This is a genomic window from Flavobacterium sp. TS_SC_5 (genome assembly GCF_056156265.1).
The window spans coordinates 542,317-567,357 of record NZ_CM149588.1 but is presented as its reverse complement, the minus strand read 5'-3'; the positions used below and the strand labels follow the sequence as shown (position 1 = coordinate 567,357).

The following is a 25,041-nucleotide window of genomic DNA, read 5'->3' as shown; positions in this document are numbered from 1 at the left end:
TAGTAGATAATCTTTATACTATATGAAAAAGGTGGGTAACCATAATTCGATCACAAGGAAATTATTTTTAGGCTTAGCCTCATCGTTAATTTTCTCTTTAACTTCATTTGCTCAAGAAGCTGCTCCTGCAGTTACTGATGCAGCTGCAGCTCCTGCTGTAGTAACGGGTGGAGATGCTGTAAAAGGTAAAGAATTGTTTAATGCAAATTGTGCTGCATGTCACAAATTAGATGCTAAAGCTACGGGTCCTGCTCTTAGGGGTGTTGCGGGCAAATATGATGCTTCTTGGCTTCATAAGTGGATTCGTAATAGTTCTGACTTAATTAAGTCAGGTGATGCTCAGGCGGTGAAAGTTTTTGAAGAAAACAATAAGGCAGTAATGTCAGCTTTTCCTCAATTATCTGATGGTGATATTGATAATATCATTGCTTACACTTCAGAGCCAAAGGCTGAAGCTCCTGCGCCACCAGCTGGTGGTACTGAAGCGGTTCCTGGAACTGGTGGTTCTGACGGTGGTGTTTCAAATAATATCATATTAGGTGCTTTGGCGCTTGTTATGCTTATTTTGGTGGTGATGTTGTTTTTGGTAAATCAAGTTTTATCTAAGGTAGCTAAGGCGAACGGTATCGAAACGGCTCCTAAAACTCCAACAACTCCTATTTGGAAAGCCTTTGCCAGAAATCAATTTTTAGTTTTAGTCACTGCGGTATTTTTGCTTTTGGCTAGTGCTTATTTTGTATATGGATTTTTTATGCAAATAGGTGTTGATCAAGATTACGCGCCTATTCAGCCAATCCATTACTCCCACAGAATACATGCTGGTGACAATGAAATCAACTGTAAATACTGTCACTCTGCTGCTAGGGTAAGTAAAAACGGTGGGATACCTTCTTTGAACGTTTGTATGAACTGTCATAAAAACATTGCTGAAGTTGCCGAAACTACTGCTACACCAGAATACAGTAAAGCATTTTACGATGAGCAAATCCAAAAATTGTATACTGCCGTTGGTTGGGATAAAACAACCCAAAGTTATACCGGGAAAACACAGCCTGTAAAATGGGTTCGTATTCATAATTTACCTGATTTCGTTTATTTCAATCACTCTCAACACGTAACTGTTGCAGGGATTGAATGTCAGACATGTCACGGTCCAGTTCAAGAATATGAAATTCAAAAACAATTTGCTCCATTAACAATGGGTTGGTGTATCGATTGCCATAGAAAAACTGATGTTAAAATGGAAGGTAACGAATATTACACCAAAATTCATGATGAACTTTCTAAGAAGTACGGTGTAGACAAGTTGACTGCTGCACAAATGGGAGGTTTAGAATGTGGAAAATGCCACTATTAATCAAATTATTAAGATTTTAATATTTATATATGTCATCAAACAAAAAATACTGGAAAAGTGTTGAAGAACTAGACAAAAATAGTTCTATTGTTGAGGCGCTTAGAAATAACGAATTTGTTGAAGAAATTCCTACTGATGAATTTTTAGGAAATAATGATGCTTTGTCATCTTCGTCAACATCACGTCGTGATTTTTTAAAGTACGTTGGTTTTAGTACTGCGGCAGCTACGCTTGCAGCTTGCGAAGGCCCTGTGAACAAGTCTATACCTTATGTTCTTCAGCCGGAACAAATCATTCCTGGAGTGGCAGATTATTATGCTACTTCTGTTTTTGATGGATTTGATTTTGCAAATCTTTTGATAAAAACTCGTGAAGGGCGTCCTATTAAAATAGATAATAACACTATTGCCGGAGCTAAATTTAGTGCTAATGCAAGAATTCACGCATCGATTCTTTCTTTGTATGATAGCATGCGTTTGAAAGAGCCTAAAGTGGAAGGTAAAGATTCAACTTGGTCTGCTGTTGATTCTAAAATTAAATCAAGTATAGCTGATGCTTCCGCAAAAGGAGGTCAGGTTGTACTTTTGACAAACACATTAGCTAGTCCATCAACAGAAAAATTGATTGCTGAATTTATTGGTAAAAATCCAAATGCTAAACATGTTGTTTATGATGCTGTATCTGAATCTGAAGCATTAGATGCTTTCGAAACGGCTTATGGAGAAAGAGCTTTGGTCGATTATGATTTTTCTAAAGCCTCACTTATAGTTTCTGTTGGAGCTGATATCCTTGGGGATTGGCAGGGTGGAAGTTATGATTCAGGTTACGCAAAAGGAAGAATTCCTAAGGCTGGAAAGATGTCTCGTCATTTTCAGTTAGAAGCAAACATGACTCTGTCTGGTGCTGCTGCTGATAAGCGTTTGCCAATGTCTACTGCGAACCAAAAACAAGCATTAGTTCATATATATAATATTGTAACTGGATCTTCTGTTGCTGTAATTTTAGAAGATAAATTTAAAGCAGAAGTTACAAAAGCGGGTCAACAGTTAAAAGCTGCTGGTTCAAAAGGAGTTTTAGTATCCGGTATTCAAGATAAAAATGCTCAATTGTTGGTTTTGGCTATCAATCAAGCATTGGCAAGTGAAGCTTTCACTACTTCTGGAACAAGACAGATTAGAAAAGGTTCTAATACAAAAGTTGTTCAATTGGTTAATGATATGAAAGCGGGAAGCGTTCATACATTAATAATGAGCGGTGTTAACCCGGTTTATACTTTAGCGGATAGCACTTCTTTTGTTGAAGGACTGAAAAAGGTAAAAACATCAGTGTCGTTTTCTTTGAAAGAGGATGAAACTGCTTTACTGAGTACTATTGCGGCAGCTGTTCCACATTATTTGGAATCATGGAATGATGTAAGTATCACAAAAGGTACTTATGGAATTACTCAGCCTACAATTCGTCCACTTTTTAATACAAAACAATTTCAAGATGTATTGTTGTCCTTAAATGGTTCAACTGGTACATTCTATGATTATATCAAAGCGAATTCATCAACAATAATAGCTGGTTCTTCTTGGAACAAGGTTTTACATGATGGTATTTATGTTGGAGCTATTCCGGCCGCAACTGGTGGTTCTGCCGATTTTAGTGCTGCTGCGAATGCTTTATCAAAATCAAAAGTTGCTCAAGGATTAGAACTTGTTTTATATACTAAAACAGGTATGGGAGATGGACAACAAGCGAATAACCCATGGTTACAAGAGTTTCCAGATCCAATTACAAGAGTTTCCTGGGATAACTATGTTACTGTTTCGAATGCAGATGCCAAGAAATATGAACTTTTTAATGAAATCGTGGCAAACGGTGGTTTGAACGGAAGTTACGCTACTATTACTACATCTGATGGAGTGAAATTAGAAAACGTTCCGGTAATCGTTCAGCCAGGTCAAGCAGTTGGTACAATTGGTTTAGCATTAGGTTACGGTCGTAAAGCGGCTTTAAAAGAAGAAATGATGGTAGGTTTGAACGCTTACTCTCTATATAAAGATTCTAATAATGTACAGTCTGTAACTTTGGCGAAAGCTGGAGGAGAGCACGAGTTTGCTTGTGTTCAAGGTCAGAAAACATTAATGGGAAGAGGAGATATCATTAAAGAAACGTCTTTAGAAATTTTCAATACAAAAGATGCAAAGCTTTGGAATCCGCAACCAATGGTTTCATTGGATCATAAAGAAGTGGAAGCAACTAAAGTAGATTTATGGGATTCATTTGATCGCTCAACGGGGCACCATTTTAATCTTTCTATTGATTTGAATGCTTGTACCGGTTGTGGTGCTTGTGTAATTGCCTGTCACGCTGAAAACAACGTTCCTGTTGTTGGAAAATCAGAAGTAAGAAGAAGTCGTGATATGCACTGGTTGCGTATTGACAGATATTATTCTTCTGAAAGTACTTTTGAAGGTGATAACGAAAGAAAAGAAAATATTGCAGGATTATCAAGTTCGTTGTCTACATTTAATGAAATGGAAAAAGCGGGTGATAACCCACAAGTATCTTTTCAACCTGTAATGTGTCAACATTGTAACCATGCACCGTGTGAAACGGTTTGTCCAGTTGCTGCAACTTCACATTCTCGTCAAGGTCAAAATCACATGGCTTACAACAGATGTGTCGGAACACGTTATTGCGCTAACAACTGTCCTTATAAAGTTCGTCGTTTTAACTGGTTCTTGTACAACAAAAACAGCGAATTCGATTATCACATGAATGACGATTTAGGTCGTATGGTATTGAACCCAGATGTTAATGTACGTTCTCGTGGAGTTATGGAGAAGTGTTCAATGTGTATTCAAATGACACAAGCAACAATCCTGAAAGCGAAAAATGACGGACGTGCAATTGTTGATGGTGAATTTCAAACGGCTTGTTCAAACGCTTGTTCTAATGGAGCAATGAAATTTGGAGATATAAATGATAAAGAAGGAGAAGTATCTAAATTAGCTACTGACGAAAGAATGTATCATTTATTGGAGCATGTTGGAACAAAACCAAATGTGATTTATCATGTTAAAGTTAGAAATACCTAGTACAAAAAATAATTAATTAAGAATCAATATAAAGGATTATGTCGTCTCACTACGAAGCAACCATTAGAAAACCCTTAGTTATAGGTGATAAATCTTATCACGATATAACTGTAGATGTAGCTGCGCCTGTTGAAGGTAAAGCAAACAAACATTGGTGGATTGTGTTTTCAATCGCATTAATAGCCTTCCTTTGGGGACTTGGCTGTATCATTTACACCGTATCTACAGGTATTGGAACATGGGGTTTAAATAAAACTGTTGGATGGGCTTGGGATATCACGAACTTTGTTTGGTGGGTTGGTATTGGTCACGCTGGAACGCTTATTTCGGCAGTATTATTACTTTTCCGTCAGCGTTGGAGAATGGCAATTAACCGTTCTGCTGAAGCAATGACAATTTTTTCCGTTATTCAAGCAGGTTTATTTCCAATTATACACATGGGCCGTCCATGGTTAGCGTATTGGGTTTTACCAATTCCGAATCAATTTGGTTCTCTTTGGGTAAACTTTAACTCGCCGTTACTTTGGGACGTATTTGCAATTTCGACGTATCTTTCTGTTTCATTAGTTTTCTGGTGGACTGGTTTATTACCTGATTTTGCGATGCTACGTGATAGAGCAATTACACCTTTTAATAAAAGAGTGTATTCTATATTAAGTTTCGGATGGAGCGGTAGAGCAAAAGACTGGCAACGTTTTGAAGAAGTATCTTTGGTACTTGCAGGTTTAGCCACTCCACTTGTACTTTCTGTGCATACCATTGTATCGATGGATTTTGCTACGTCTGTGATTCCAGGATGGCATACAACAATTTTCCCTCCGTACTTTGTAGCTGGAGCGGTTTTCTCAGGATTTGCAATGGTAAATACTTTGCTTATAATTATGAGAAAAGTTTCGAATCTAGAAGCTTACATTACGGTTCAGCACATTGAGTTGATGAATATCGTTATTATGATTACAGGTTCTATTGTTGGGGTAGCCTACATAACTGAATTATTTGTTGCTTGGTATTCTGGTGTAGAGTACGAACAGTATGCTTTCTTGAATAGAGCTACTGGACCATACTGGTGGGCATATTGGTCGATGATGACATGTAATGTTTTTTCTCCACAATTTATGTGGTTCAAAAAATTAAGAACAAGTATCATGTTTTCATTTATCATTTCGATCGTTGTAAATATTGGAATGTGGTTTGAGAGATTTGTAATTATCGTAACTTCGTTACATAGAGATTATTTACCATCTTCTTGGACAATGTTTTCACCTACATTTGTTGATATTGGAATTTTCATTGGAACAATAGGTTTCTTCTTCGTACTTTTCTTATTGTATTCAAGAACATTCCCTGTAATTGCGCAGGCAGAGGTAAAAACAATTTTGAAAGGAACTGGAGATAATTACAAAAGAGCAAGAGAAGCAAATAAAGATTCACATCATGAGTAATAAAGTAATATACGCCATTTATAATGACGATGATATATTGATGGATGCGGTTAAAAAAACCAGAGCAGCTCATCATCATATCGAAGAAGTTTTTACTCCATTCCCGGTTCACGGTTTGGATAAAGCTATGGGAATTGCACCTACAAGATTAGCGATTTGTGCTTTTCTTTATGGTTGTGTGGGAATTGCTGTAGCAACAGCGATGATGAATTATATTATGATTCAGGATTGGCCACAAGACATTGGCGGTAAGCCAAGTTTTAGTTACATTGAAAACATGCCGGCTTTCGTGCCAATTATGTTTGAACTAACTGTGTTTTTTGCAGCTCACTTAATGGTTATTACTTTTTACATGAGAAGTAAATTATGGCCTTTCAAAGAAGCAGAAAATCCGGATGTAAGAACTACAGATGACCATTTTTTAATGGAGGTAGCTGTACACGATAATGAAGAAGAATTGATTTCTTTTTTCCAAAGTACGGGAGCTGTAGAAGTTAAAGTAATCGATAAGCATTAATTATAGATATGAAAAGCGTATATAAAATAACACTTTTATTTGGTATAACTATTTTAGTTTCATCATGCCATAATAATGCGGCACCAAACTATCAGTATTTTCCAAATATGTACGAATCAGTAGGGTACGAAACTTATGCTGAATCGAATGCATTCAAAAATGGTAAAGAGGGGCAACTTCCTGCTGAAGGAAGCTTAGATAGAGGTACTGAGCCGTATGAATACGAAAATTCTACTGCAGGGTATGAATCGGCTAAAGCCAATTTGAAGTCCCCATTAGATTCGATAGGCAAGGACCTTGAAAAAGGAAAAGAACTTTTTGAAATTTATTGTGCTACTTGTCATGGTAATACTGGTAATGGTAAAGGTAAACTTGTAGAAAGAGAGAAATTTTTGGGTGTTCCTAGTTACAAAGATAGAGTCATTACTGAAGGAAGTATTTTTCACATTGTAACGTATGGTATAAACTCAATGGGATCGCATGCTAATCAATTGAGTGCCCAAGAACGTTGGATTGTCGCCGATTACGTTCTGAAATTAAAAAGTGAATTATAATTGTTGAACAAACTGATCGTAATAGATATGTATACATTTTCAAGTAAATTAAAAACTCTTTCTTTCATCTTAATGGCCGTAGGTATATTAGGAATTGGATATGGTTTTTTAACTGCACCAAAAGATATTCAAGACGTTGAAAAACTTCTTGCTGCCGAAAGTCACGGTGGACATGGCGAGGCTAAACATGAAGTGACCGTTGCTTCTGAAAAACCTTCGCATGGACCCTCTGCTAATCATAGCGAGGCTAATGAAGTGAAACAGATAGACGAAACTACAGCGGTAGTTATCCCAACTTCTGATTCAACAAAGGTTGATACCACAAACGTTGTTGAAGAAGCGCAAGTTTTACCAGTGGTAAAAAAAGAAGGTGGTCATGAACTGAGCGCCGAAGAGGAGCATAATGAGCATTTGAATCATGTTTTACATCAGCTTCAAAACAAACCATGGTCGGCTTTATATGTTGCTTGTATCTTTTTTATGCTAGTTTCACTAGGTGTGTTAGTGTTTTATGCTATCCAACAAGTGGCACAGGCGGGATGGTCTCCTGTTTTATTCAGAGTTATGCAAGGTATAACGGCTTATTTACCTGTTGGTTCGGTTATCTTTTTTATTATTTTAATATTATCCGGATTACATTTTAATCATCTTTTTATTTGGTTAGATCCGGAAGTTGTAGCTAATGATAAATTAATCGCTAATAAAGCTGGCTACCTGAATTTTCCTTTTTGGATTGTTAGGGCTGCAATATTTTTGACTGGGTGGAGTCTATATCAATATTATTCGAGAAAAAACTGTTTGGCTCAAGATGACGCAAATGATAATCTTTATTACAAAAAGAACTTTAAGCTTTCAGCGATGTTCCTTGTGTTTTTTATTGTGACTGAGTCTATAATGTCTTGGGACTGGATTATGTCTATTGATCCACACTGGTTTAGTACTTTATTTGGATGGTATGTTTTTGCAAGTTTCTTTGTAAGTGCTATCACTACTATTGCTTTAGTTACTTTGTATTTAAAGTCAAAAGGGGCGCTGGAACATGTTAACACAAGTCATATTCATGATTTAGCTAAATTTATGTTTGGTTTTAGTATATTTTGGACTTATTTATGGTTCTCACAATACATGTTGATTTGGTACGCTAATATTCCAGAGGAAGTTACCTATTACATTACAAGAATCGAATTATATAACCTTCCATTTTTTGGAGCTGTAGTGATGAATTTTGTCTTTCCATTATTGATATTAATTAATACAGATTTCAAAAGAATTAGTTGGGTATTAGTTATGGCTGGAGTTGTAATACTTGGCGGACATTATATTGATTTCTTTAATATGATTATGCCGGGGACCGTAGGTGACAGATGGTTTATTGGAATTTCAGAAATAGCTTCTGTTCTTTTCTTCCTTGGATTATTTATTTTCGTTGTTTTCAGTGCAATGACTAAAGTTCCTTTATTGGCAAAAAGAAATCCTTTCATCGAAGAAAGTAAACATTTTCATTATTAATATTTAAAGAAAAAAACAGATGACAAGTTTGTTGGTAATTATAGTTTTAGTTTTATTAGCTGTTGCTTTATGGCAATTGACTAAAATATTCGACCTGACGCAAGTTGGATCCAATTCAGATAGTTCAGAAATAGCTACAGATAACGATAATAACGTTCAAGGTTATTTGATGTTCGGTTTTCTTGCTTTCATTTATATTTTTTCAATTTATGGATTGTTTAAGTGGGGACCTTTGGTTCTTCACACACCTGCTTCTGCACATGGTGGTGAAGTTGATAATTTGATGAACATCACATGGTTTCTTATTTTCATTGTTCAAGCTATAACACAAGTATTGTTGCACTATTTTGCTTTTAAATACAGAGGTAAAAAGGATCAAAAAGCACTTTACTTTGCTGATAATAATAAGTTAGAAGCCATATGGAGTGTTATACCAGCAGTAGTTTTAGCAGGTTTAATTTTGTACGGACTTTATGCTTGGACTAACATTATGTTTGTTGATGAAGATGAGGATACTATAGTTATTGAATTGTATGCACAACAGTTTAACTGGAAAGCTAGATACTCAGGTGAAGATAATGTTCTTGGTAAAGCGAATGTAAGATATATTGAAGGTGCTAATGCCGTTGGTGTTGATTTAGCGGATCCTTATGCACAAGATGATATTGTTGTGACTGAATTACACATTCCAAAAGGAAAAAAGATTCTTTTTAAAATGCGTTCGCAGGATGTTTTACACTCCGCTTACATGCCACATTTTAGAGCTCAAATGAACTGCGTTCCTGGTATGGTTACTCAATTTGCTTTCGAACCAATTTATACGACTGCTGAATATAGAGAATTACCATTTATGGTTGAGAAAGTAGCAAATATCAATGCTCTTAGAGCCAAAAAAAGTGCTGAGTTGGTTGCTAAAGGTGAAACTGCTTTAGACCCTTACACTTTTGATTATTTATTGCTTTGTAACAAAATTTGTGGGGCATCTCACTACAATATGCAAATGAAGATTATTGTAGATACGCCTGAGGATTACAAAGCGTGGTTAAAAGATAAAGCTACAGTTGTAAATGAAGTAAAAGCTGCTATGGCTGAACCAGCTTCTGCTGATGGAGCTTCAGGTTCAGACTCTATCAAAGCTAAAGATACTGTAGGAGTTGCTGTAATGGCAATGAAATAATTAACAAGAAAATTTAAAGTAAACATATATGTCAGCAGAAGGTCACGATCACACAATAGATCACGAACACGAACATCATCATAAAGACACTTTTATTACTAAATATATTTTTAGTATTGATCATAAAATGATCGCCAAGCAATACTTAATTACAGGTATTTTTATGGGGATTATTGGAGTAGGGATGTCCTTGCTATTTAGAATGCAATTAGCATGGCCAGAAGAATCCTTTAGAATTTTCAATATTTTATTAGGTGATAAATTTGCTCCTAACGGAGTTATGGCAAATGATATTTATCTGGCTTTAGTCACAATACATGGAACCATTATGGTATTCTTTGTGTTAACGGCTGCTCTAAGTGGAACATTTAGTAACTTATTGATACCGCTTCAAATTGGTGCTCGAGATATGGCATCCGGCTTTATGAATATGATTTCATATTGGTTGTTTTTCTTGTCAAGTGTCATTATGATTGGTTCACTTTTTGTTGAAGCTGGTCCTGCATCTTCAGGTTGGACAATCTATCCGCCTTTGAGTGCATTGCCACAGGCTATTCCAGGTTCTGGAATGGGAATGACATTATGGTTAGTTTCAATGGCTATTTTTATTGCTTCTTCTTTAATGGGTTCTTTAAATTATGTAGTTACAGTAATTAATTTAAGGACTAAAGGAATGTCAATGACACGATTGCCTCTTACAATTTGGGCTTTCTTTGTTACTGCTATTATTGGTATCGTATCTTTTCCAGTTCTTTTATCTGCAGCGTTGTTACTTATTTTTGATAGGAGTTTTGGAACATCATTCTTTTTATCTGATATTTACATTGCTGGAGAAGTTTTACATTACCAAGGTGGCTCACCAGTATTGTTTGAGCACTTATTTTGGTTCTTAGGGCATCCTGAAGTGTATATAGTTTTGCTACCTGCTTTGGGTATTACTTCGGAAGTTATTGCAACAAATTCACGTAAACCGATTTTTGGATATAGAGCGATGATTATGTCAATATTGGCTATTGCTTTCTTGTCAACTATCGTTTGGGGTCACCACATGTTTATATCTGGGATGAATCCATTTTTAGGTTCCGTATTTACCTTTACAACATTATTGATTGCTATTCCTTCTGCTGTTAAAGCGTTTAATTATATCACAACACTTTGGAAGGGTAACTTGCAGTTGAATCCGGCGATGTTGTTTTCAATTGGATTAGTTTCCACATTTATTACTGGTGGTTTGACAGGAATTATTCTTGGAGATAGTACACTTGATATTAATGTCCATGATACCTATTTCGTTGTAGCTCACTTTCACTTAGTAATGGGTATATCTGCTTTGTACGGAATGTTTGCTGGAATTTACCATTGGTTCCCAAGAATGTTCGGAAGAATGTTAAACAAGAATCTAGGATATGTTCACTTTTGGGTAACTGCCATTTGCGCTTATGGAGTTTTCTTCCCAATGCACTTTATAGGTTTAGCTGGTTTACCAAGACGTTACTATACAAATACGAATTTTCCATTATTTGATGATTTACAAAATGTAAATGTTTTGATAACTACATTTGCATTAATTGGTGGTGCTTTTCAATTGGTTTTCTTATATAACTTTTTCGTTAGTATTTTCTACGGTAAAAAATCTGTTATGAATCCTTGGAAATCGAATACACTTGAATGGACAGCACCGGTAGAACACATACACGGTAACTGGCCGGGTGAAATTCCTGAGGTTTATCGTTGGCCTTATGACTACAGTAATCCAGCTCATGATGTGGATTTTGTACCGCAAAATGTTCCAATGAAAGAAGGTGAAGAAGTTTTACACCATTAAAATATAATGACAAGCCTCTGCGAAAGTAGAGGCTTTTTTGGTACTTTTTACTGTGGTTTACTAAAGTGCTTTTCTTTCTCTTGAGTTTGTTTTTAATTTTTATTTCATTTTAATTTAAAAATTATATTTCGAAATTGCTTTGCTATCTTTGTTATATGAATGAAAATTTAGATCCTACATCAAACGGTTACAATTCTGAAGAACTTGATCTTGAAAAAAAATTAAGGCCACTTTCTTTTGATGATTTTGCGGGACAAGATCAAATTTTAGAAAACTTAAAGGTTTTTGTTCAAGCGGCCAATCAACGAAATGAAGCTCTTGATCATACGCTTTTTCATGGTCCTCCCGGTTTAGGAAAAACTACTTTGGCTAATATTCTCGCTAATGAACTTCAAGTCGGAATCAAAATTACATCAGGTCCAGTATTGGATAAACCTGGAGATTTAGCGGGTTTATTGACTAATTTAGAGGAAAGGGATGTTTTGTTTATTGATGAAATTCACCGCTTGAGTCCCATTGTTGAAGAATATTTGTATTCTGCCATGGAGGATTTTAAAATTGATATCATGATTGAATCAGGACCCAATGCAAGAACCGTTCAAATTAATTTGAATCCGTTTACATTAATTGGCGCCACAACGCGTTCTGGTTTATTGACCGCTCCTATGAGAGCTCGTTTCGGAATATCTTCCCGTTTACAATATTATACAACAGAGTTATTAACCACAATCGTGGAAAGAAGTGCCGCCATTTTTAAAATGCCAATTTCCATGAAGGCAGCTATCGAAATTGCAGGTAGAAGTCGCGGAACACCGCGTATTGCTAACGCATTGTTACGTCGTGTGCGCGATTTTGCGCAAATTAAAGGAAATGGTACAATTGATATTGAGATTGCTCGTTATGCCTTAAAAGCACTTAATGTTGATGCTCATGGTTTGGATGAAATGGACAATAAAATCTTAACCACAATTATAGATAAGTTCAAAGGTGGACCGGTTGGATTGACAACTTTAGCGACAGCTGTATCCGAAAGTAGCGAGACAATCGAAGAAGTTTATGAACCGTTTTTAATTCAGGAAGGATTTATTATGAGGACGCCGCGAGGTAGGGAAGTCACAGATAAAGCATACAAGCATTTAGGTAAATTAAATACAAACATTCAAGGCGGGTTATTCTAGTTTTTAGGAGCTGTTTCCTGCTATCCGCTGTATTCCCTATCAACAAAAGCTACGGCTAAAAACCCTTTTTTTTCTAGATTAGGAGATGCCGTCTCTTTCAGGGCTAATATATCCCGTTTATTAACATCATTTTTTTTAATTATCAATCCCAAGGCAACATACACCCAATTTATTAAAACCGAAGCAAAACGTCTCGGCTTCATATCTTGTGGAATATCCAAAGCTGGTTTTTTAGAACAAGAAGCGCCACGTTTAGAGAATTGGTTGAAAAACAATAGGAACGGTCAAATGTCCTATATGGAAAACCATTTTGACAAGCGTTTAAATCCGACTTTACTTGTTGATGATGCAAAAAGTGTTGTTTCGCTGTTGCTAAATTATTATCCTGAAGAACGGCAATCCCGAAGCTTCGGGACGGATTCTTTTAAAGTTTCTAAATATGCTTACGGGGAGGATTATCATTTTGTAATCAAAGAAAAACTTAATGAATTTTTATTCTCCATTCAATCAACAATCGGAGAAGTTTCAGGTCGTGCCTTTGTAGATTCTGCTCCAGTACTGGATAAAGCGTGGGCTGCAAAAAGTGGTTTGGGTTGGATAGGCAAAAACAGTAACTTATTGACACAAAAAGTAGGTTCTTTTTACTTTATAGCGGAACTAATTATCGACTTAGATTTAGACTATGATAATCCTACAACGGATCACTGTGGATCTTGTACTGCCTGTATTGACGCTTGCCCAACAGCGGCAATAGTTGCTCCTTATGTCGTTGATGGAAGTAAATGTATTTCTTATTTCACGATTGAATTGAAAGAAAATATTCCTCCCGAAATGAAAGGGAAATTTGACGATTGGGCTTTTGGCTGTGATGTATGTCAGGATGTTTGTCCTTGGAATAAGTTTTCAAAACCGCATAATGAACCATTATTTGGTGCAAATCATGAACTAATGTCTATGTCAAAGAAAGATTGGATTGAAATAACCGAAGAAACATTTAAAGCAGTTTTTAAAAATTCGCCACTGAAAAGAGCGAAGTTTCAAGGAATAAAAAGAAATATTGATTTTCTTAAATAAGGATTTAAGTTCTAATTTTTCAATCGAATCGAAGATTCTCGGATGATAATTTGAGTGTCTAATTCTACTGTTTTATGGGTAAAAGGAACTCCTTCTTTGTGACAATTCATTTCTTCCAGCAGTAAGTTGAAAGATGTAATTCCCATTTCGTGACTTGGCTGATCAACGGTGCTTAATTTTGGTGTCAGCACTTGTGACATAAACCAATTACTAAAACCAATTATTGCTACTTGCTCTGGAACATTAATTTTGTTTTCATTAAAATATGCCAAAACACCAACAGCAACTAAATCTGTTATTGCAAATATACCGTCCACATCAGAATGTTCCGCAATGATTTGTTTCGCAAATGCTCTTCCTTCTTCAAACGTCACGTTTTCGCAAGTATAAACTAATTTTGTGTCAAAAGGAATGTTGTTTTTCTCCAGCGCTTTTTTATAACCAATGTACCGGTCTATTGAATTTTGTGGATTTAATGGTCCGCGAATATGAACTATTTTTTTGCATCCATTATCAATTAAATGTTGAACGGCATTAAAAGCTGCTTTTTGGTCGTCAATAATTACTTTGGAACATTTTGAAAGCTTGGCAATTTTGTCAAACATTACAAAAGGAATATTTCGATTCATGATTTCCTTTATGTGATCATCATTATTAGATTCATTAGATAAGGACATAATGATGCCGTCTACTCTCTTGTTTATTAATAATTCCACTTGCTTTTTTTCTAAAGCCAGCGTTTCATTTGACTGTAATATAATTACCAGATACCCATTTTTTTCGGCCTGATCAATAATAGCATTTACTACATTTGAGAAAAAGTGATGGACTACTTCCGGAATTATTAAACCTATAGTTTTAGATTCTTTGGTTCTTAAATTTACGGCAAAACTGTTTGGGGTATAATGTAAATGTTGCGCAAGTTCAATTACTGACTTTTTAGTTTTCTCACTAACATCAGGATAATTTTTAAGCGCTTTCGAAACAGTAGTTATTGAAATCCCCAATTTTGTTGCAATTTCCTTAAGAGTGATATCTTTCATGAATTGAATTTCTACGGATTTAAATTTAGGAAAATATTTTAGAAATGATGATATTCAAAGTTTTGCGTCTTTTAATATATAGTTATAAAAACGATTTTACCTTTAAATATTCTCTACCAAGATATTAATTTTTATCTTATTTCTTTATTTTTTATCAAAATAAAGAAATTAATATCGATTCGTTAAATTAAGTAAAGGTGCGTAGGTGTTTTGTTGAAAGATTTAATTTTTTTATGTTGATTCTCTCTCAATTATGCTTGTTTCCAATTCAATGGATTGGAAAACTACTGGTAAATTATTCTTTTTTAGATTGATTTCATCAAAAAGAATAGAGGCTGACCTTTTTCCAATTTCAAAGCCAGGTTGGTCAATCGTAGAAAGTTTTGGGGATATTACGCTTGACATAAACCAATTACTAAAACCTAAAACCGCAATTCGTTGTGGAATTGAAATCCCAATTTCATTAAAGTATTTAATAATTCCAATTGCCACTAAATCTGTAACAGCGAAAATAGCATCAATTTCAGGATGTTCAATCATCACTTTTTTAGCATTTTCGTAACCGTCATGAAAATCTTCATTGTTTTCACATACAAAAACTAGAGAGGAATCGTATATTAGATTGTTATCTTCCAGTGCCTTTTTGTATCCTAAAAATCGGTCAATAGAATTTTGTGGCATATAAGAACCTCTAAAATGGGCTATTTTTTTGTATCCCTTTTCTATAAGATAACAAACGGCTTCATAAGCCGCTTTTTTGTCATTAATAGTTACTTTGGAACAATGGACAAGTTTTGCAATTTTATCAAAAAGCACCAATGGAGTATTATGGGAAATGATTGATTGTATGTGATCAAAATCGCCGGTTTCATTAGATAATGACATTAAAATACCATCTACTCTTTTGTTTAAAAGTAGATCAATTTGTTTTTTTTCAAACGCTAGTTTTTCATTGGACTGTAAAATAATAACCAAATAATCTCTTTTTTTCGCTTCTTCAAGAATTCCTTTAATTACATATGAAAAAAAATCGTTTACTAGAGTGGGAATTATCAAGCCTATGGTTTTTGATTCTTTCGTTCTCAGATTTACCGCAAAACTATTGGGGGTATAATTAAGTTTCTGAGCAAGTTCAATTACTGCATTTTTTGTTTTTTCACTAACATCAGAATACCCTTTCAGAGCTTTTGAAGCGGTGGTTATTGAAATTCCTAATTGTGCGGCAATTTCTTTGAGAGTGATGTTGTTCATGGTTCAATTCTCTGGTAGTAAAAGCAAAAACTGCTTCTCGAAAACGAATTTACGATTTATTTATTGTAAATCAATTTTCAGGAAACAGTTTAGTAGTCTTTTGCGAATTTTAAAGTAGATTACTGAGTCCTTGCAAATTCACAGGCAAATGAAGTGTTTTTGTGTCTTTTACATCTGCTGAATCTCTTTAGAACCTTTAAATTTCTTTTAAGGATTCATAAAATCATTGATTTCTTTACTTGAAATTTTAGGATTTGCTCCTTCGTTTTTTGCTACAATCGCTCCTAAAGCGCAAGCAAAATTGATCGCTTGTTGTGGGTTTTCACCATATAATAGTTTAGAAAGTAAACCAGCTAAAAAGGAATCTCCTGAGCCTACAGTATCGATAACATCAATTTTGTAACCGCTATTGTAATACATTTTTTCATTGTAATACAAAACAGCGCCATGACTTCCTTTTGTCACACAGATGTGTTTTGTATTTGTCTGTTCTGCGATAAAAAGTATGTTTTGTTCTAATGAATGATAGGGAGAATTCAGGAAAGCACTTATTTCATATAATTCATCATCATTGAATTTTATAAAATCAGACTGCATCATCAGATTAATCAGTATTTCCTTGGTATAAAAGGGAGCACGTAAGTTCACATCAAAAACAGCGTATTTTGCATAGTTTATGATTTCTAAAAGGGAATTTTGTGAAATAGGATCTCTACATACAAGACTGCCAAAAACAAGTGCGTCCGCTTTTTTGACCATAATTTCGTCTTCCGGAATACATATAATTTTGTCCCAAGCAACAGGATAATTGATGGTGTAGGAAGCAGAACCTTTGTCGTTTAATTGAACAATAACTTGTCCGGTTGATAAGTTTTCGTCTATTTGAATCGTATCGGTGTCAACTCCGTTTTTTTTAATGAAAGCAAGTAGTTCTCTTCCAATTTCATCATTTCCAACACGACTTATTATTTGGGCATTGATGCCAAGTGATGCCAAGCGCAGTGCCACGTTCAATGGTGCTCCTCCAATTTTTTTATGCGTTGGGAAAACGTCAAACAAAACTTCTCCGAAACAGATTATATTTTTAGTCATGGTTATTCGTTTTTTGAGAGACTTTCAGATAGTTCTTCTAATGTTCTTCCTTTGGTTTCCGGCATTTTTGTGAATACCCAAAGCAATTGGAAGACCATCATTATGCAGAATATGGCAAAAACAGTTGTAGTTCCAATTTCTTTAAACAAAAACGGAATAAAAGAAGGAATCAATGCAGCTAAGATCCAATGAACAGAAGTCCCAAAAGAAGTTCCAGCGGCTCTTAGTTTATTTGGGAATAATTCTGAGATAAATACCCAAATTACAGCTCCTTGGCCTATGGCATGTGAGGCAATAAAAAAGAAGAAAAACAACGGAACAGCCATTTCTTTCCATTCAAAATAAAAAGCCGTAGTCACTAATCCCAAAGAAATGATGTATCCTACAGAACCCAAATACATCAATGTTTTTCTTCCGTACTTATCGATTAGCGATATTCCAATCATGGTAAATATCAAATTAATCACTCCAATTCCAATACTACTCAAGAAAGAAGCTGATTTTTCTAATCCTGCCAATTCAAAAATTCGAGGCGCGTAATATAGAAAAGCATTGATACCAGATAGCTGATTGAAAAAAGCGATAAAAAACGCCAAAAGCAATGGTTTTCTATACTTTGCCATGAAAATAGATTCGTTTTTTCCTTCGTGAGAGGTTTCTTTTTCGATAGCTGCAATTTCAGCTTCAACTTCGGCGTCACTATTAATTTGTTTCAAAATAGCGACTGCTTTTGCTCTGTCTTTTTTATATTCTAAAATCCAACGTGGACTTTCCGGGATTCCAAATACTAGAATTGTGTAAAGAAAGGATGGAAAAGCCTGTATTCCTAACATCCAACGCCAAGCATTTTCTCCAATATCCTGTAAATAATAGTTAGAGGTAAAGGCGATTAAAATTCCAAAAACAATATTGAATTGGTATAAAGCAACCAGTTTTCCGCGGTCTTTTGCAGGAGCAATTTCAGAGACGTACGTTGGAGCCGCAATAGTGGAGGCTCCAATTCCAATTCCGCCAAGAAATCTAAAAAGGGAAAAGAAAATAGGATCATTTGCAAAAGCAGTTCCAATGGAAGAAACAAAAAACAGCAATCCTATGATTATTAAAGTCTTTTTCCGACCTAAAATATTCGTTGGAAACGCCCCAAAAATAGCGCCAATAACCGTTCCCCATAATGCGGATGACATCACGACTAATCCATGGAACAAATCAGAAGAACCCCATAATTGCTGCAATTGTTTATCGGCTCCCGAAATTACCACAGTGTCAAATCCAAATAAAAATCCTGCAAATGCAACGACAATGGACCAATAAAGTATTTTTTTGTTATTCATTATTTTTTTTTGGTTGATTATTTTGGTTGTTATAAAAGAATTTTCTACCAGATTCCCTTTATTTTAGAAATGGTAAGGTTTTTAATTTCTTGATTCCTTTCTGATTCAATGCTGAGTTTGGTGTATGGTTTGTTAGGGAAAATTTGTTCTGTAAAACTATATAGCCCATCATTCAGAAAAATTTCAATTGAGGACCAATCTACTACGATTTGATAATCGATTGTCTCAGTAGTTATATTTGGAGTTTTGGTGTTGTGAATTTTTTCTCCAAAACTTTTTTCGAAATTTACTATTCCGGAATGTCTTCGGTCAACAGAAAAAGTCTTTAGTTTCGCATCGTAATTGATAACCAAAGAATCCTTTACTTCATTGGAAAAAACCAATTTTAAATTTTCATTTTTAGCATTCAATTGTACCGCTGACTGATTCAAATGTTGGTAATCAAATGTCGTTTTTTGATTTGCTTTTATAATGATTTTATCTTTGGAAAAGGCTGTAGTTCCTTGCTTTTTGAACTGTTCTACAGGAGTGTTTTTCAGGACATAATCACCATTTATTTTAGCAAGCGAAAGTTCTCGGGGAAGTGTCATCGCGCTTCTCCAGTTCTTTGTAGGTGTGTCTCTGGCGTATGACCAGTTACTCATCCAGCCTATGAATATTCGTCTATTGTCAGGAGCATTATTGTACGTGATACCTGCGTAATTATCAGCGCCATTGTCAATCCATTTGATGTCTTTTTGTGAGGTTTTAAAACTTCCCCCAGCAAAATCACCTACGAAATATTGGGTCCCTGAACCTCCATTTGGAGCGCCAGGATTGATGCTGATTAGTAAAACCCATTTTTCTTCATTGGAACCGGCAACTTTTAATTTAAAAATATCAGGACATTCCCAAACACCCCCGTGCGCTCCTATATTTTTACCAAATTCACTTTCGAATCTCCAATTAATTAAATTTTCTGAAGTGTAAAATTGTGCATGATCACCTGCGACTAATACCATATTCCAAAGATTGGTTTCGGTATTCCAGAATACTTTTGGATCTCTAAAATCTTTCATGCCGGAATTTTTAACAATTGGATTTCCATCATATTTTATCCAAGTTTCGCCTTCATCCAGACTATACGCCAATCCTTGTGTTTGATAATTTGTTGTTCCCGCTTTTTCACCGGCCATGTCGTGATAGGTAAAAACAGCAATCATCGGAGGGTTTTCTTTTGTTCCCAAACCGGAAGTGTTGTCAATATCTACAACAGCACTTCCTGAAAATATCATTCCTAATTTGTCAGGAAACAACGCGATCTTTTTATTTGTCCAGTGAATTAAATCCGTACTTGTTGCGTGTCCCCAATGCATCGGTCCCCATACAATGTCGTCTGGATAATATTGGTAAAACAGATGATAAATTCCTTTGTAGAAAACCATTCCGTTTGGGTCATTCATCCATTTTTTTTCTGGAGAAAAATGAAATTGTGGTCTGTAAGGTTCTTTGTATTGCACCGTGGAATCAGTTTTTATACTCTCGGAAGAAGCGATGGAAATGACTTGATTTTGAACTTCTTCTTTACAGGAAAACAAGAATAAAGAGGCTCCTAATACTAAATAAAAGGGGAGTATTTTATTTGTGAACTTCATTACAATAAGGTTTAATTATTATATTATCTTCATAAAAATAGAATTATATTTTTTAATTAAACATAATTGTGTTGTCGAAAACGTTTTTGATAAGTCGAAAACGTTTTCGTTTTGTATTCGACGCAGTATCTGAAATTATTCCATATTTTTATCTAAAAAAGGTATAAGTTTGAAAATATTATTAAAAAATTAATTTATGATTTCAACAGTTAAAAGTTTGTTTTTCATGCTCTTACTAAGTTCAGTCGCTTTTAGTCAAAGCAAATCAGATGAGTGGCATTTATACGCAAATTCAAGAGTAAATTATTTTGGTGTTGCTATGGCAAATGGTCAAATAGGAATTGTTACCGATGATACGCCTTTAAAAACAAAAGAAATTATTCTGAATGGCGTTTATGACGGAAGTCCAGAAAATGGAATCAGCAGAATAGTTCGCGGAATTGAATTTCTGAATCTGCATTTGGCAATAAATAAGGAAGATATCAAATCAGATAATATAGATAATTGGAGTCAAGTAGTCTCTATGAAAGAAGGAACAAGCACCACTTCATTTTCATTTAAAGATTTGGCTACTATTAACTATACTATTTTAGCGAATAGAGCTATTCCTTTTTCAGCGATGGCAATTGTCGAAATTACTCCTACTAAAGATATAGAAATTACGGCTAACAATTATATGGTTGTTCCTGATGAATTGAAAGACGCTAAAAGTCAGTTTCGAGTGTTGAAAGACAATCAATATTTAATGCCAGTTTTTGGAACAACTGCCAAAACGCTCACGGGTAAATATACAGTTGCGGCTTCAACCACTTTTCTTTTTGATGGGGAAAGTGAAACCTTAAAACAAACAGGTAAAGAAGTTGGTTTTACCAAAAAACTTTTGAAAGGAAAAAAATATCGTTTTGCAGTTGCAGGAGGAATTTGCACCTCAAAAGATGTTACAGATCCTTTGAATGAATCCGAAAGACAACCTATTTATGCTTTACAAGAGGGAATTGATAAATTATTGAATCGTCACAAGCAAGCTTGGGCTGAACTATGGAAAACAGGTGATATTCAAATTGAAGGAGATTTAGATGCCCAACAACGCGTTCGTTTTGCATTGTATAATTTGTATTCGTACATCCGTCCTGATACCAGACAAAGTATTGCACCGATGGGATTGTCGTCGCAAGGATATAACGGACACATTTTCTGGGACACGGAACTTTGGATGTATCCAACGCTTTTGGCACTGCAGCCTGATATGGCGAAATCATGTTTGGATTATCGCTCCGACCGTTTGCAAAAAGCAAAACAAAAAGCATTTATTTATGGGTATAAAGGAGCAATGTACCCTTGGGAATCTGATGATACGGGAGAAGAAGCAACACCAACATGGGCGCTGACCGGGATTTTTGAACAGCACATTACGGCTGATGTTTCGATTGCATTTTGGAATTATTACGCCTACACGCAAGATAAATCTTGGTTGAGAAAAGAATGGGCAGTTCTAAAAGAAACAGCTGATTTCTGGGTAAGTCGAGTGGTGCAAAATCAGGATGGGAGTTTTTCTATTTTAAATGTAGTCGGTGCTGATGAATATGCGCAACATGTAGATGATAATGCCTTTACAAATGCCTCCGCTATTGAGTCTTTGAAAAATACGATCAAAGCCGCTACAATTTTGGGCGAACCAATAAATCCAAAATGGGTTGCCGTTTCGGAAAAATTAGCAATACACACCGAAAAAGGAATAACACAAAATTACAAAGGATATCAAGGGCAAATGATCAAACAAGCCGATGTGAATTTACTAGCATATCCTTTACACGTAATCACAAACAAAGATCAAATAAAAAGAGATTTAGAATATTACGCTGAAAAAATTGATAAAAAAGATGGACCAGCAATGGCCTCCGGAGTTTTATCTGTTTTGTATGCCCGTTTAGGCGACAAAGAAAAAGCGTATAGTTATTTTGTAAAATCTTATTTGCCAAACAGTCGCCCGCCTTTTGGAGTGTTTTCGGAATCAGCCAATAGTAATAATCCATATTTTGCTACAGGAGCCGGAGCCATGCTTCAGGCGGTTATTTACGGTTTTGGAGGAGTGGAACAAACAGATATGGGATTGAAATACAATAAAGGATTGTTGCCAAAACAATGGAAATCATTAAAAATAATTGGACTTGGAGTTGATAATAAAACAATTACAATAGAATAAAAATCCTTTTTTTAATTTATTTCCCATAATAAAAAAACTAAAAACCAAACAATACTAATTATGAAAAAAAAGATTGCTCATTACTTTAACAAAAAAAAGGTATTCCTTTTTAGTTTTATACTTGGTGCAGCCAATTTATTGGCACAAACAGTAACTATCCCAGTTGTTACGAAAGATAATATGTTATTGTTACAAACCGACAATATTAATAGGTTGAGAACGGTTTATTTTGGCAAACCACTTGAAAATGCAAATGAATATGCGGCGGTTTCTGCAGGATATAACTATGATGAGTTTAATTCGGGTATTTACAATTCTTCTTACACGCCTTCGGGCACTTGGAACCTTTCTGAACCTGCCATTCAGGTTAAACATGCAGATGGAAACCCTTCATTGGAACTGAAATATGTAAGCCATAAAATTGAAAAAATTGATGCTAACATTTCTGTAACAACAATTCTTCTTAAAGACCCTGTTTATCCATTTGAAGTCACTTTGTTCTATAAAGTCTGGGCCAAAGAAAATATAATTGAGCAATGGACCGAAATAAAGCATAAGGAGAAAAAACCGGTTCTATTACAGAAATATGCTTCCGCTAATTTATATTTCGCTGGAAAAGATTTCTATCTCACGAGTTTTCAAGGTGAATATTTAAAAGAAATGCAGCCTATAGAAACTAAACTTTTGCAAGGTATAAGAACAGTGGATTCTAAATTAGGGACAAGAGCAATGTTGTTGCAAACACCTAATTTTATGATGTCTTTTGGTAAGCCCGCTTCAGAAAACGAGGGAACTGTTATGATAGGCCATTTGGCTTGGAGCAGTAACTTTAAACTTGATTTTGAAATTGACTCTCACAAAAATCTTCGATTAATTGCTGGGATTAACCCGTTTGCTTCGGAATATTCTTTGGCTCCAAATGAAATTTTCAAAACACCCTCGCTTATTTATGCTTTATCTAATCACGGAACGGGCGAAGCCAGTAGGAATTTACATGATTGGGCAAGAAAATACAGACTTCTTGATGGTCAAGGCGAACGACTTACTTTATTGAATAATTGGGAGGCAACCTACTTTGATTTTGATGAAAATAAAATTGCAGGTTTGTTCAAAGACGCAAAAGATTTAGGGGTAGATTTATTTTTATTGGATGATGGCTGGTTTGGTAATAAATATCCAAGAAACAATGATGATGCAGGTCTTGGGGATTGGCAAGAGAATAAAAAGAAACTACCTAGCGGTTTAGGTTATTTAGTGAAAGAGGCCAAGAAAGAAGGGGTGAAATTTGGTATTTGGATTGAACCTGAAATGGTAAACCCAAGGAGTGAGCTATATGAAAAGCATCCTGATTGGGTTATAAAACAACCGCAAAGACCTGAAATTTATTATAGAAACCAATTAGTATTGGACTTGTCTAATCCGGAAGTCCAAGACTTTGTTTTTGGAATTGTAGATAATTTATTTGTAAAAAATCCGGAATTAGCTTTTATAAAATGGGATTGTAACGCGGTTATCTATAATGCGTATTCTAATTACTTAGACAAAAAAGGATTGCCACAATCTAATTTGTATGTAGATTATACGGAAGGATTGTATAAAGTATTGCAACGAATTCGCGCAAAGTATCCAAAAGTACCGATGATGTTGTGTTCTGGAGGTGGTGGTCGAGGTGATTATGAATTACTCAAATATTTTACAGAATTTTGGCCAACTGATGATACGGAACCTTTAGAAAGAATTTTTGTTCAATGGGATTATTCTTATTTCTTCCCTTCAATTTCTACAGACAATCATGTTACTGATTGGGGAAAACAACCATTGAAGTTTAGAGTTGATGTAGCGAGTATGGGTAAACTAGGTTTTGATATTGTAGCCAGTAAATTAAATGCGGATGATAAATTATTCTGTAAACAAGCCATTACAAATTACAATTCTTTTAAAGATATTGTTTGGCATGGCGATATGTTCCGTTTAGTCAATCCTCATGAAAATGATATTGCAGCACTGATGTATGTAAATCAGGACAAGAGCAAAGCAGTTGTTTTTAATTATTTAGTTAACAATAGATTTAATATAACAGCAACAGAGCGTCCGGTTGTATTCAATGGCTTGGATCCTAACAAAAAATATACTGTAAAAGAAATTAACTTGTATCCGGGTGTTTCGTCAACACTTGCATCTGATAAAGTATATTCAGGTGATTTTTTAATGAAAGCTGGAATTAATCCTAATGTTAACTTGAAAAGAACAAGTGTAGTTCTAGAAGTAAATGAAGTAAAGTAATTTTTTTTTTAAATAACTAAAGTTTACAAATAGGGTTTGACTTTTAAATAAGTTAAACCCTGTTTTTTTGTTTTTATAACCATTAGACTAATTATATCAGAATACAAATTAGTGTCTTCACATTATTTTAGAATAAAAGAAAACACATGATTGCTGTTTGGCAGCGGTAATAAAAATAATAAAACAAGAAATAATTTTATTGTAAATACTTCTTTTAATTCTTTCAAATTAAGATGGAATTGATAGAGGTATTTGTTTTTCCAATATATTTTTTGGCTTTAATAAGTGTTATAAAAGCATTTCTCAGGGTAGTTCAGTTCTTATTTTGACCACTATTTCTTTTCTACATCAATATGTGATATAATCTTAGAAAGCTGCTTAAAAGCCCCTTAAAATAAGGGTTTTTATAAGTTAAATTATTAAGATGCATTATTCGCAATTTTTTTTTGGGAAAAAGCACTTTTTTTAGTTCTGTTATTGATTTA

At 34.8% G+C, this 25,041-nt stretch carries 18 protein-coding genes; 12 read left to right on the top strand and 6 right to left on the bottom strand.

Going from position 1 to position 25,041, the window contains the following annotated elements:
• The first annotated feature begins 22 nt into the window (after positions 1 to 22).
• From AC0J6S_RS02505 to ruvB, 9 genes are all read left to right on the top strand, one after another.
• On the top strand, positions 23 to 1,357 hold the full coding sequence (locus tag AC0J6S_RS02505) for a c-type cytochrome (RefSeq protein WP_474955289.1): 1,335 nt from the start codon (positions 23 to 25) through the stop codon (positions 1,355 to 1,357).
• 29 nt (positions 1,358 to 1,386) lie between these two features.
• Entirely contained in the window at positions 1,387 to 4,443 is a 3,057-nt protein-coding gene (locus AC0J6S_RS02500) for a TAT-variant-translocated molybdopterin oxidoreductase (RefSeq protein ID WP_474955288.1), read from the top strand.
• A 38-nt stretch (positions 4,444 to 4,481) separates the two neighbouring features.
• On the top strand, positions 4,482 to 5,885 hold the full coding sequence (nrfD, locus tag AC0J6S_RS02495) for an NrfD/PsrC family molybdoenzyme membrane anchor subunit (RefSeq protein ID WP_474955287.1): 1,404 nt from the start codon (positions 4,482 to 4,484) through the stop codon (positions 5,883 to 5,885).
• Positions 5,878 to 6,402: a DUF3341 domain-containing protein gene (locus tag AC0J6S_RS02490; protein WP_131908330.1), complete on the top strand. Its 525-nt coding sequence runs from the start codon at positions 5,878 to 5,880 to the stop codon at positions 6,400 to 6,402. The genes nrfD and AC0J6S_RS02490 overlap by 8 nt, the downstream gene beginning before the upstream one ends.
• A gap of 8 nt (positions 6,403 to 6,410) precedes the next feature.
• Positions 6,411 to 6,956 carry a c-type cytochrome gene (locus AC0J6S_RS02485; RefSeq protein ID WP_131908331.1) on the top strand — a complete coding sequence of 182 codons (546 nt, stop codon included), beginning with the start codon at positions 6,411 to 6,413 and terminating at the stop codon, positions 6,954 to 6,956.
• A 27-nt stretch (positions 6,957 to 6,983) separates the two neighbouring features.
• Positions 6,984 to 8,465: a quinol:cytochrome C oxidoreductase gene (locus tag AC0J6S_RS02480; RefSeq protein WP_474955286.1), complete on the top strand. Its 1,482-nt coding sequence runs from the start codon at positions 6,984 to 6,986 to the stop codon at positions 8,463 to 8,465.
• A gap of 19 nt (positions 8,466 to 8,484) precedes the next feature.
• Positions 8,485 to 9,642 carry a cytochrome c oxidase subunit II gene (locus AC0J6S_RS02475; protein ID WP_474955285.1) on the top strand — a complete coding sequence of 386 codons (1,158 nt, stop codon included), beginning with the start codon at positions 8,485 to 8,487 and terminating at the stop codon, positions 9,640 to 9,642.
• Positions 9,643 to 9,670: 28 nt separating this feature from the next.
• Complete coding sequence (locus AC0J6S_RS02470; protein WP_474955284.1) at positions 9,671 to 11,467, top strand: cytochrome c oxidase subunit I; 1,797 nt, start codon at positions 9,671 to 9,673, stop codon at positions 11,465 to 11,467.
• Between the two features lie 155 nt (positions 11,468 to 11,622).
• Positions 11,623 to 12,645 (top strand): Holliday junction branch migration DNA helicase RuvB, encoded by a 1,023-nt coding sequence (gene ruvB, locus AC0J6S_RS02465; RefSeq protein WP_474955283.1) that lies wholly within the window; start codon positions 11,623 to 11,625, stop codon positions 12,643 to 12,645.
• 20 nt (positions 12,646 to 12,665) lie between these two features.
• On the opposite strand, the gene AC0J6S_RS02460 is transcribed toward ruvB, so the two are convergent.
• Positions 12,666 to 12,866, bottom strand: coding sequence for a hypothetical protein (locus AC0J6S_RS02460; RefSeq protein ID WP_474955282.1), 201 nt, complete (start codon positions 12,864 to 12,866; stop codon positions 12,666 to 12,668).
• On the opposite strand from AC0J6S_RS02460, the gene queG reads away from it, so the two are divergent.
• The gene (queG, locus tag AC0J6S_RS02455; protein WP_474956311.1) at positions 12,784 to 13,719 is read left to right on the top strand and encodes a tRNA epoxyqueuosine(34) reductase QueG; all 936 of its coding nucleotides are present in this window, start codon (positions 12,784 to 12,786) and stop codon (positions 13,717 to 13,719) included. The genes AC0J6S_RS02460 and queG overlap by 83 nt on opposite strands.
• A gap of 11 nt (positions 13,720 to 13,730) precedes the next feature.
• On the opposite strand, the gene AC0J6S_RS02450 is transcribed toward queG, so the two are convergent.
• The 5 genes from AC0J6S_RS02450 to AC0J6S_RS02430 form a co-directional block, all read right to left on the bottom strand.
• Positions 13,731 to 14,762, bottom strand: a complete 1,032-nt coding sequence (locus tag AC0J6S_RS02450; protein ID WP_474955281.1) for a LacI family DNA-binding transcriptional regulator — start codon at positions 14,760 to 14,762, stop codon at positions 13,731 to 13,733.
• 231 nt (positions 14,763 to 14,993) lie between these two features.
• Positions 14,994 to 16,013, bottom strand: coding sequence for a LacI family DNA-binding transcriptional regulator (locus AC0J6S_RS02445; RefSeq protein WP_474955280.1), 1,020 nt, complete (start codon positions 16,011 to 16,013; stop codon positions 14,994 to 14,996).
• Between the two features lie 207 nt (positions 16,014 to 16,220).
• Complete coding sequence (locus AC0J6S_RS02440; RefSeq protein ID WP_474955279.1) at positions 16,221 to 17,105, bottom strand: carbohydrate kinase family protein; 885 nt, start codon at positions 17,103 to 17,105, stop codon at positions 16,221 to 16,223.
• 2 nt (positions 17,106 to 17,107) lie between these two features.
• The gene (locus AC0J6S_RS02435; protein ID WP_474955278.1) at positions 17,108 to 18,436 is read right to left on the bottom strand and encodes a sugar porter family MFS transporter; all 1,329 of its coding nucleotides are present in this window, start codon (positions 18,434 to 18,436) and stop codon (positions 17,108 to 17,110) included.
• A 44-nt stretch (positions 18,437 to 18,480) separates the two neighbouring features.
• A complete protein-coding gene (locus AC0J6S_RS02430) occupies positions 18,481 to 20,070 on the bottom strand; it encodes a glycoside hydrolase family 32 protein (RefSeq protein ID WP_474955277.1) in 1,590 nt (529 codons plus the stop codon).
• A gap of 196 nt (positions 20,071 to 20,266) precedes the next feature.
• Here AC0J6S_RS02430 and AC0J6S_RS02425 point away from each other — a divergent pair, with 196 nt between their 5' ends.
• Together AC0J6S_RS02425 and AC0J6S_RS02420 are read left to right on the top strand one after the other, a co-directional pair.
• The gene (locus AC0J6S_RS02425) at positions 20,267 to 22,273 is read left to right on the top strand and encodes a glycosyl hydrolase family 95 catalytic domain-containing protein (RefSeq protein ID WP_474955276.1); all 2,007 of its coding nucleotides are present in this window, start codon (positions 20,267 to 20,269) and stop codon (positions 22,271 to 22,273) included.
• Between the two features lie 60 nt (positions 22,274 to 22,333).
• Complete coding sequence (locus AC0J6S_RS02420) at positions 22,334 to 24,556, top strand: alpha-galactosidase (RefSeq protein ID WP_474955275.1); 2,223 nt, start codon at positions 22,334 to 22,336, stop codon at positions 24,554 to 24,556.
• Positions 24,557 to 25,041 lie beyond the last annotated feature (485 nt).